Source organism: Ureibacillus thermosphaericus (genome assembly GCF_012396605.1).
In the GTDB taxonomy this organism is placed as follows: Bacteria; Bacillota; Bacilli; order Bacillales_A; family Planococcaceae; genus Ureibacillus; species Ureibacillus thermosphaericus.
Window position 1 is genome coordinate 255,390 of sequence record NZ_JAAXPW010000001.1, and the last position, 8,632, is coordinate 264,021.

The 8,632-nt window shown below is 34.2% G+C and carries 9 protein-coding genes; 7 read left to right on the forward strand and 2 right to left on the reverse strand.

What is annotated here, in order from left to right; genetic code table 11:
* Nucleotides 1–165 precede the first annotated feature (165 nt).
* The 3 genes from HF990_RS01280 to HF990_RS01290 all read left to right on the forward strand — a co-directional run bounded on the left by HF990_RS01280 (nt 166) and on the right by HF990_RS01290 (nt 2,321).
* A complete protein-coding gene (locus tag HF990_RS01280; RefSeq protein ID WP_168411791.1) occupies nt 166–630 on the forward strand; it encodes a YaiI/YqxD family protein in 465 nt (154 codons plus the stop codon).
* Complete coding sequence (locus tag HF990_RS01285) at nt 623–1,939, forward strand: D-serine ammonia-lyase (RefSeq protein ID WP_016837015.1); 1,317 nt, start codon at nt 623–625, stop codon at nt 1,937–1,939. The genes HF990_RS01280 and HF990_RS01285 overlap by 8 nt, the downstream gene beginning before the upstream one ends.
* Before the next feature lie 169 nt (nt 1,940–2,108).
* Nucleotides 2,109–2,321, forward strand: a complete 213-nt coding sequence (locus HF990_RS01290) for a hypothetical protein (RefSeq protein ID WP_016837016.1) — start codon at nt 2,109–2,111, stop codon at nt 2,319–2,321.
* A 110-nt stretch (nt 2,322–2,431) separates the two neighbouring features.
* On the opposite strand, the gene HF990_RS01295 is transcribed toward HF990_RS01290, so the two are convergent.
* On the reverse strand, nt 2,432–3,259 hold the full coding sequence (locus HF990_RS01295; RefSeq protein WP_016837017.1) for a squalene/phytoene synthase family protein: 828 nt from the start codon (nt 3,257–3,259) through the stop codon (nt 2,432–2,434).
* A gap of 225 nt (nt 3,260–3,484) precedes the next feature.
* Between HF990_RS01295 and HF990_RS01300 the strand changes: the two genes are divergently transcribed.
* Both HF990_RS01300 and coaW read left to right on the forward strand, forming a co-directional pair.
* Complete coding sequence (locus HF990_RS01300) at nt 3,485–4,540, forward strand: 3'-5' exonuclease (protein WP_016837018.1); 1,056 nt, start codon at nt 3,485–3,487, stop codon at nt 4,538–4,540.
* A 131-nt stretch (nt 4,541–4,671) separates the two neighbouring features.
* Nucleotides 4,672–5,517 carry a type II pantothenate kinase gene (gene coaW / locus HF990_RS01305; RefSeq protein ID WP_016837019.1) on the forward strand — a complete coding sequence of 282 codons (846 nt, stop codon included), beginning with the start codon at nt 4,672–4,674 and terminating at the stop codon, nt 5,515–5,517.
* A 199-nt stretch (nt 5,518–5,716) separates the two neighbouring features.
* On the opposite strand, the gene HF990_RS01310 is transcribed toward coaW, so the two are convergent.
* Nucleotides 5,717–6,106, reverse strand: coding sequence for a ribonuclease HI family protein (locus tag HF990_RS01310; protein WP_016837020.1), 390 nt, complete (start codon nt 6,104–6,106; stop codon nt 5,717–5,719).
* Nucleotides 6,107–6,295: 189 nt separating this feature from the next.
* On the opposite strand from HF990_RS01310, the gene HF990_RS01315 reads away from it, so the two are divergent.
* Nucleotides 6,296–6,850 carry an RNA polymerase sigma factor gene (locus HF990_RS01315; RefSeq protein WP_016837021.1) on the forward strand — a complete coding sequence of 185 codons (555 nt, stop codon included), beginning with the start codon at nt 6,296–6,298 and terminating at the stop codon, nt 6,848–6,850.
* Nucleotides 6,831–8,435: a DUF4179 domain-containing protein gene (locus HF990_RS01320; RefSeq protein ID WP_016837022.1), complete on the forward strand. Its 1,605-nt coding sequence runs from the start codon at nt 6,831–6,833 to the stop codon at nt 8,433–8,435. Before HF990_RS01315 ends, HF990_RS01320 begins: the two co-directional genes overlap by 20 nt.
* Nucleotides 8,436–8,632: the final 197 nt, after the last annotated feature.

Consider the following 8,632-nt stretch of genomic DNA (forward strand, 5'->3'; position numbering starts at 1 on the left):
TTGTTTCCCTCCTCAAAATCTTATGAGAAAATGTTATTATGATTTTTCAAACAATTCAATCATTAATTTTTGAGTTAGGGAAAATAAAATGTAAAAATAAGGGAAAATAAATTATGTTTATATAATAAAAAATACCAAAAATTAGGTAGGGAGTTGAAGGGTATAATATCCGTGTTTATAGATGCAGATGCCTGTCCAGTCGTTGATATTGCTGTATTTGTTTCATCTCAATACGAGATAAAACCATTCTTATTTTGCGATACTTCTCATCTCATAGAAAGGGAGGGTGCGATAACAATTCAAGTTGCCGAGGGGCGAGATTCTGTTGATTTTGCAATAGTGAATGCGGTTTCAAAATTTGATATTGTTGTTACACAAGACTATGGTTTAGCTGCCATGTGTTTGGCAAAAGGTGCCTTTGTTTTAAATCAAAATGGAAAAGAATTTACAGATGAAAATATTGATCAAATGTTATTTTTTAGGCATGAAAATGCAAAATTTCGCCGTGCTGGTGGAAAAACGAAAGGTCCAAAAAAACGAACAGAGAAAAATAATTTGGACTTTGAAATAAAATTTCGACAAATTTGTGAACGAGCAATGTTATTAAAAAAGGAGAATGATAATGCTTAATTTTCAACGCAAACTTTCGGAAATGGAACAAGTTATTCTAGAGAACATGAAGAAACAGAACACTGTACTATGGTTAAATCCGAATAAAACAGATGAATTACCAGAAAATCATTCCTTTTCATTTCAGGAAGTCATCAACGCAGAAAAACGATTGCAACGGTTTAGCCGATATATTCAAGCAGTGTTTCCGGAAACGAAAAAATTACAAGGAATCATTGAATCGGATTTAATTGAAATACCAAAAATGAAACCATTTATCGAGAAGAATGCTGAAAAGCCGCTGTTAGGTAAACTGTTATTAAAATGTGACCATGAGTTAGCAGTTTCCGGTTCCATTAAAGCGCGAGGCGGAATATATGAAGTGTTAAAATTCGCAGAACAATGCGCCATCGAGAAGGGTTTCATTAAAGAAACGGATGATTATGAAAAGTTTAAGAGTGAAGCGTTTCGCCAATGTTTCAGTCAATATAAAATTGCAGTGGGATCTACTGGAAATTTAGGTCTTAGTATTGGCATAATGGCAGCGAAACTAGGGTTTCAAGTGACAGTACACATGTCCATGGATGCGAAAAAGTGGAAAAAAGATTTACTTCGTGAAAAAGGTGTCAAAGTGATTGAATATGAGTCGGATTATAGCTTAGCGGTGGAGGAAGGAAGAAAACAAGCAGAACATGATCCAATGTGCCACTTTGTGGATGATGAAAATTCCATCGATTTATTTAGTGGTTATGCAGTGAGTGCCCTACGATTGAAGAATCAGCTGGAAGAATTAAATATTCAAGTGGATGAAGAACATCCATTGTTTGTATATTTACCATGTGGAGTTGGTGGTGGACCGGGAGGCGTTGCATATGGTTTAAAAGCCCTATATAAAGAACATGTCCATATTTTCTTTGGTGAGCCGACTCAGTCTCCTTGCATGCTTTTAGGAATGATGACAGGATTGCATGATAAAATTGCTGTCAAAGATATTGGATTGACGAATCGAACAGAAGCGGACGGATTAGCAGTTGGTCGAGCTTCCAAGTTTGTTGGGAAGTTGATGGAGCCGATTCTGAGCGGATGTTACACGGTAGATGATGAATTTTTATTTGAGAGTTTAAAAAAAATGATGCAACATGAAGGGATATTTATGGAACCTTCCAGCCATGCAAGCGTATACGGGCCGATACAATTATTGAAGGAAGGAAATGCGTATATAGAAAAATATGAATTAACGAATCGATTACATCAAGCAACTCATATTTTATGGGCGACAGGTGGCAATATGGTGCCGCAAGAACAAAGGGAAGTCTATTTGAATCGATAATAAGTACACTAATTATAATGGTTGAATCAACTAATCTAGCGATTTAAATGTTGAATTGTTAACTGAGTCATTGGCAAAAGAATTGAAGATGATTTAAAAATAGATTCGAAGGTAATAATTGAAGCTACTAATGTAGGTGCTGCGAGTAATTGAAGAAAGGAGGGTGGAAGTGGATAATACAAGATCAAAAATTATTGAGCCAACGATTATTGTAATTTCAATTATTATGATTATCACAGCAATTTTACTTATAATAAACGTTAATTTAAAACATCGAATTGCTGTAGATACAATTAATCAATTTTATGAAAAAGGTGGATTACCAGTTTACTCCGAAAACGCTAATATGACTTTTTCATTTTATTGTGACATGGATAATTAAACAATATCGCTTTTTCCCCCGTTTAGAAACAATTGCATAAAAATATTGAAAGCTTGTCCGAAAAGAGAGAGGGTTTCAATACCTTACTTTTCGGACAAGCTTTATCTTTGTTAATCCACCATCAATTCTTTTACGGTTTCTTCCACTTCGCTGCGGCTCATTTTCTCCTTGCCTTCTTTTAAAGCATTTAATGTTTTATGAGCGAGAGCAAGGGGTAAGCGACAGAACATTAAAATAGAACGTTTTTGGATTGCATCCATATATTGATAAGCTTTTTCTAAATTTTCCTCTGTATAATGGAACAAATCTTCTTTTGTCCAACCTTCAGGGATAAAGCTGACGCCTCGTGTTTCAAAATCTTCCTGTTGGTTTCTTAAAATATTTACCGCTTGCAAACCTCTGCCGTATCCAATGGCTAATTCCCGATCCGTTTTTACTGCACTATCCCATTCCCATAAATCGGAAAGCATGACACCAACAAGTCCGGCTACATAGTATGTATACTCATCTAAATCTTCCTTCGTGCGAACTTGCCAATTTGCTTTTGCCCATTTCGCCATACCGAATGCCATTTCACTTGCAGCATCGCAGACAATTTTTTTCGTTCCTTCAGGTAACAGTAAAATCCAATCATTTAAACGCATCGTTACTTCAGGCATGTATTGTTTATAAGGTTCTAACAGTTGTAAATATTTGTCGTTATTAAAGTTTTCTTCTTTTAATAGTTCGCTTACTTCCATTAATAAGAAATATTTGATTTCATTCGTTACTTCTGGATGTTCATTATCTTCGATTTCATCCAATGCACGCATAATTAAATAGGCATTGGCAACAGCCTTTTTCAAATCTTTTTTTAAAAATGTAATCGGTATATAAAAAGTGCGACTCGTTTCTTTTAATACTCTCATAGCATCTTTTTCAAGCGCTTTCTGATTCATAAGACCAAATTTCCTCCGATCATTAACCTTTCTATTTATCCTACAATAATTTTTCTAAAATGAAAAATAAAACTTCTGAAATTATTATAGACAAAAGGAAAATATTAATTACAATTTATGTTTAACAAACTTTGGCAAGTTTTTTTTACTATTTTACGTGTCATTATTGACTATTTTCGTTACAATGAAATGTGATAGTTTGATAGAAAAAAGGTGAATTCATTCGTGCGAAAGGAAACATATATTTTTTTAGATATTGAGGCAGCCATTGTGCGCGGAAAACAGCACATCATTGAAATAGGGGCAGTGAAATGGTTGCCAAATGATGAAGTTGAATTTTTTTCTGAATTAATTCAACCATATAAATTTAAAAAGCTGAATAGCCGCATCCAAAAGTTAACGGGAATTCAAACGGAAGATTTATTATATGCTCCTTCCTTTAAACAAGTCATTAAACGCTTTATGGAATGGAGCCAAGGAGATACAATTTTCGTTACCTTTGGTGAGTTTGATCGAAAAGTTTTGGAAGAAGAGCTTTTTCGAAATCGAATCCAACGGCATTTTATATATCCCATCGTGGATTTTCAGCAAAAATATATGATTGAAAATCAATTAAAAGTTCAACCAAGTTTAAGTGAATTAATGGAAAAATTTGAAGTGGTTGCTGAACAACATCGTGCTTTGCAAGATGCAAATACCCTTTTTAAAATATTTAAAGCTTCAGGCGGCCATGAAATGATTGAAAAGCAAAAAACGAATCAATTCGCCCTCATGTTAAGTGAAAATCATCATGAAGAAAATGAAGTTGATGTATACTTAACCTATGTAACTGGAGAAGTTTTTCCTTCCCATATTCGTATTCACTCGATTAATTCCTTACATAAATCGTTATCATGCATAAAAACAGAAAAGGAAATTGTTCAAGAAGACGGTACGATTGTTAAATCGGAATATAATGAAATTCTTCCAAATGAGGAATTAGCTCAATTTTTACATACAGTGAGAGATGATTTAGAGAATAAAGTTTTGATAACCCGCTCTGGTTTAAAACAAATTTCTCGCATTTACCGTTTACACCATTGTGTTTTACCAAAAACTGAAGTGATGACGCTGCAACACTTGCTAATGGATGAGGGACTGCTAAGCCGTTTTACAATGAATGGCCAATCCATCGATACATATGAAAAAACAATTTCTAAATTATTATTTCGATATAAACACAAACTAATTGATGAATTTGAAAAAAGAAATTTATTCTCTAATGAGGTAGTAAAAGTTTAATTTTTTAACAAAAATTAATATAATTTTAATATAGTAACCGTTTTTTTGAATAGTGTTAAAATTAGAAAAAATTGCAATCATATGCTTATACAGTTAAAGTGTATAGAGGGAATCTATAAAGGAGAAAGCTTATGCGCAATACAATAGGAATCGATGCAGGAGGCACTTTAACAAAAGTTGCTTACTTGGATGATGAAAATGAATTCCAATTTAAGGTCTTTCCTTCCAAAGATTTAACACTAGTGAAGGAATGGATTGAAGCAAATCCAAACATTGAAGAAATTGGAATTACAGGTGGTCGAACAGAACAGCTATTGGCAAAATTAAAAACAAAAAAATCAATCGATTATGTTGTAGAATTTGATGCAACAATCAAAGGGGTAAAATACTTATTAAAAAAAGAAGGCCATGAAATTCAAAAAAGTATCATAACGAATGTTGGAACAGGCACAAGTATACATTATATGGAAAATGACAAACATGTGCGTGTTGGTGGAACTGGAATTGGCGGAGGTACTTTAACAGGGTTATCAACGATTATTACTGGGCTTTCGGATTTTAATGAAATCACGAAAATTGCAAAGCAAGGTAAAAGGGAATTCATTGATTTATTTGTAAAAGATATTTTTGAAGGGATGAATCCTCCGATAGAAGGCCATTTGACGGCGAGTAATTTTGGAAAAGTCAACATATTAAATCATAACGATTATCCTGTTCCTGATCTATTAGCAACCATTCAAGCGCTAGTTGGTGAAGTCATTACAACTTTAAGCATCCAATATGCAGATACAAAAAATTCTGAAACGATTATATATATTGGATCGACATTGACGAATAATGATCATTTGAAAGAAGTTATTGCAAATTATACGATTTTGAAAAAACACAAGCCAATCTTTTTAAAAGATTGTGGATTTTCAGGAGCGATAGGTGCTCTTTTAAATAAAGTAGAACAAAGAAATATTGCACAATTATAAAAAAGAGCCTGACCAAAAAATGCAAAACTTTTGGTCAGGCTCAAATACATAATGATTGTTTTTTCTTTACTCCTGTAGTGGTCACAATCAATGCCCCGTCTCGTCGCATTTATCTCCGACGAAAGCGTTAGCGAGACGCAAAGGTGTAAAACAGAAAAGTGACTTTTCAGGCATCACACTTTTTTAATTATGGCGAAAATTACATCCCTTTACGAATAGCTTGTCGCGCTAACAGATCAGCTGCTTTATTTTGTTGTTCTGGAATCCATTTTATAAAAAACAAATCAAACTCATCAGCAAGTTTTAAAGCTTCTTCTAAATAGGGTTTAAATTGTTCGTTTTTTACATATTTCTTTTCCATTGAACTCACGACAATTTTCGAATCGGAACGAACGGATACGAATGACGTTCCTAATTTTTTTGCTTCTTCTAGACCTCGAATTAAAGCGATAAATTCCGCAACATGATTGTTTGATTCGCCTATAAATTCTCCAATTTGTATGGAATGTCCTTCTCCCTTTATAAATAAACCGATTCCGCTTGGACCGGGATTTCCGCTACTAGCACCATCAATATAAACTTCTAACATATTGCCCCCAAGAACTTTTTTTACTATATTATACCGCAATATATCAAAAGCGTGTAAAAACATTCTAATCTGTTAATGGTTTTCAGTAATGAATCTAGGAGGCCACGAAAATAAAAATTTTTTATATAAAGTGAGATTTTTTCATGATGAATCTCGTTTTACTAAGTGAAGAAAGAAAGGAGGAATAACATGGATGAGGAAATCCGATACGTTCGACAAATTTTAGCAGGAGATAAAAGAGCTTACATACACATTATTAATCGTTATAAAAATCCTTTGTATGCAACGATTTTACGGATGACAAAAAATCCTCAAACGGCAGAAGATTTGCTCCAAGAAGTATTTTTTAAAGTGTATGAACAATTACCAAAATACAATCCGAAAGGTCCATTTAAAAGTTGGCTCTATCGCATTGCCATTAATTACTGTATCGATCAGCTTCGGAAAAAAAGAATTCAAACGGAACAAATTGAAAATACGATTATACGAAGCAACGATACACCAGAAGTAGTCTTATTACAAAATGAAGAGAGTAGAGAACTGGAGAAAATGGTTTCATTATTGCCGGAAGATGAACGAAACATTTTACTTTTACGTTATGCCAACGAATTGAGTTACGCAGAAATTAGTGAAACATTAGGGATTTCGATAATAGAGGTACGCAATAAATTGTACCGAGCTAAGAAAAAATTACGAAAAAATGCAAAAGAAGGTGGGTATTTATATGGTGTGTCCGAAAGATGATAAGTTATTCGATTATATTGAAGGCATTTTAGAAGACAATGAAAAAGATCTTATGGAACGTCATATACAGTCTTGCCCTTATTGTGAGCAGCAATTAGAACTGCTATTAAAAGAAAATGAACTATTAGAACAAACACTAAAATCTCCAATATTGCCAGATGATTTTGCCGAAAAGATTGTCGATCAGCTGGAACCGCATAAACGCAAAAAAAATCGACCGTTAAAATGGGTGCTGGGTACGGCAGCAAGCGCACTTCTTGCAGGGGGAGTGTTCATGTCGGTGAGTCCGAGTGTTGCAAAACTTGTAGGTGGAATCTTCTCCAGCGAAACGGTGGATGAAGGATTGCGAATGGCAATTGATACTGACATCGCAACACCTGTTAATCTTTCAGCAACAGATGCAGATATAACGCTGCACATTGAGGACTTAATAGCCGATACGTCGCGAATTGCTTTTTCCTATCGGGTAACCAATCAACAAGGTAAAGTATTAAATCCATTTATTGGAGATGCCGATTTATATTCAATCAAAGTATTAGATGAACATCAAAATGAAGTGGAACTTAATTCAATGAGTTGGGGACTTCATGATGACTATGGGATTTATGAAATATCGTTAGTAAATATCGATAACTTTACAAAAGGAACCGTTCGATTGGACATCCATCATCTTGCAGGGAAAGATGGACAATGGCAAATCGATATACCAATTGATTTGACTTCCGCTTATGAACAGCAAAAAGTTGTAGCGTTGAATGAATCTTACGAAGTTGAAGGAGTTAAAATTCATCTGGATAAAGTCAATTACGCTACTTCTACAACAGACATCTATTATCAATTAGAATATACCGAGGAAGTAAAAGAAAGATTAAAACAGCAATTAAAACAAAAAGAGCTACAATTTAATAATGAAATTGTCCAATTCCTATATTTCCCTTCTATTGGCTATCGAATTGAAAACGGAAAAGGGGTAGTGCTAGGTTATGAAAATATTTATTTCTCAAAAGAACGGGGCCATCCTGTTTCCGAAAATATGTTAAGCGGCATGGGACAATGGGATGGAGAGCCTAGTGAACTTGGTCCTTACAAACAAATTGATTCATTCGTTCCAAATAAAAATGCTGAAGAAGAATTATATTTCGTTGTAGATACAATTTATCGACCAAAAATTAGTGAATTCTCAATTACATTCAATCCAAAAGAATTACCTAAAACCTTTGAATATAACGGATATGAATTAACTATTGATTCTGTGCAAGAAAAAACAGATTATTCATTACAGAAATCATGGATGCCAATACAACGTCAAAAAAGTGTTGAAATACAATTATCAGGATTTGCTTTGCAAAAAGCTCCTAACATAGAAAAATGGGCACTAGAAGATGAAAAAGGAAATAAATATACGATTCACCATGGAGGATCAACTTTAGATGAAACGGATCAGCAAGGTCGATTCAAACGAACATTTGAATTGGTTTCTTCCGAGTTAGAAAAGATTCCTGAAGAAATGACGCTCCATATCATTGCTGAAACGGAAGTCATTCCGTTGAAAAACGAAATACGAATTCCATTATTTAAAAATTGAATGAATCATTTAACGTAGAGGAAATCAATGGTTCGTTAAGCAGTAGTTCACCTTTCGAACTGCTGCTTTTTTAGTGCGCCTGGCATGGGTGTAATCTATAGGGTGTAAGTCCCGAACTGTGAAGGCAGAAGTAACAGTTAGCTTAACGCAAGGGTGTCCGTGGTGACGCGGAATCTGAAGGAAGCGAGCGGCAAACT

Excerpts from the sequence above, each read along its gene's own strand:
- HF990_RS01285 (WP_016837015.1), top strand. The coding sequence starts at position 623 with ATGCTTAATTTTCAACGCAAACTTTCGGAAATGGAACAAGTTATTCTA.
- HF990_RS01295 (WP_016837017.1), bottom strand. The coding sequence starts at position 3,259 with ATGAATCAGAAAGCGCTTGAAAAAGATGCTATGAGAGTATTAAAAGAA.
- coaW (WP_016837019.1), top strand. The coding sequence starts at position 4,672 with ATGCGCAATACAATAGGAATCGATGCAGGAGGCACTTTAACAAAAGTT.
- HF990_RS01310 (WP_016837020.1), bottom strand. The coding sequence starts at position 6,106 with ATGTTAGAAGTTTATATTGATGGTGCTAGTAGCGGAAATCCCGGTCCA.
- HF990_RS01315 (WP_016837021.1), top strand. The coding sequence starts at position 6,296 with ATGGATGAGGAAATCCGATACGTTCGACAAATTTTAGCAGGAGATAAA.
- HF990_RS01320 (WP_016837022.1), top strand. The coding sequence starts at position 6,831 with ATGGTGTGTCCGAAAGATGATAAGTTATTCGATTATATTGAAGGCATT.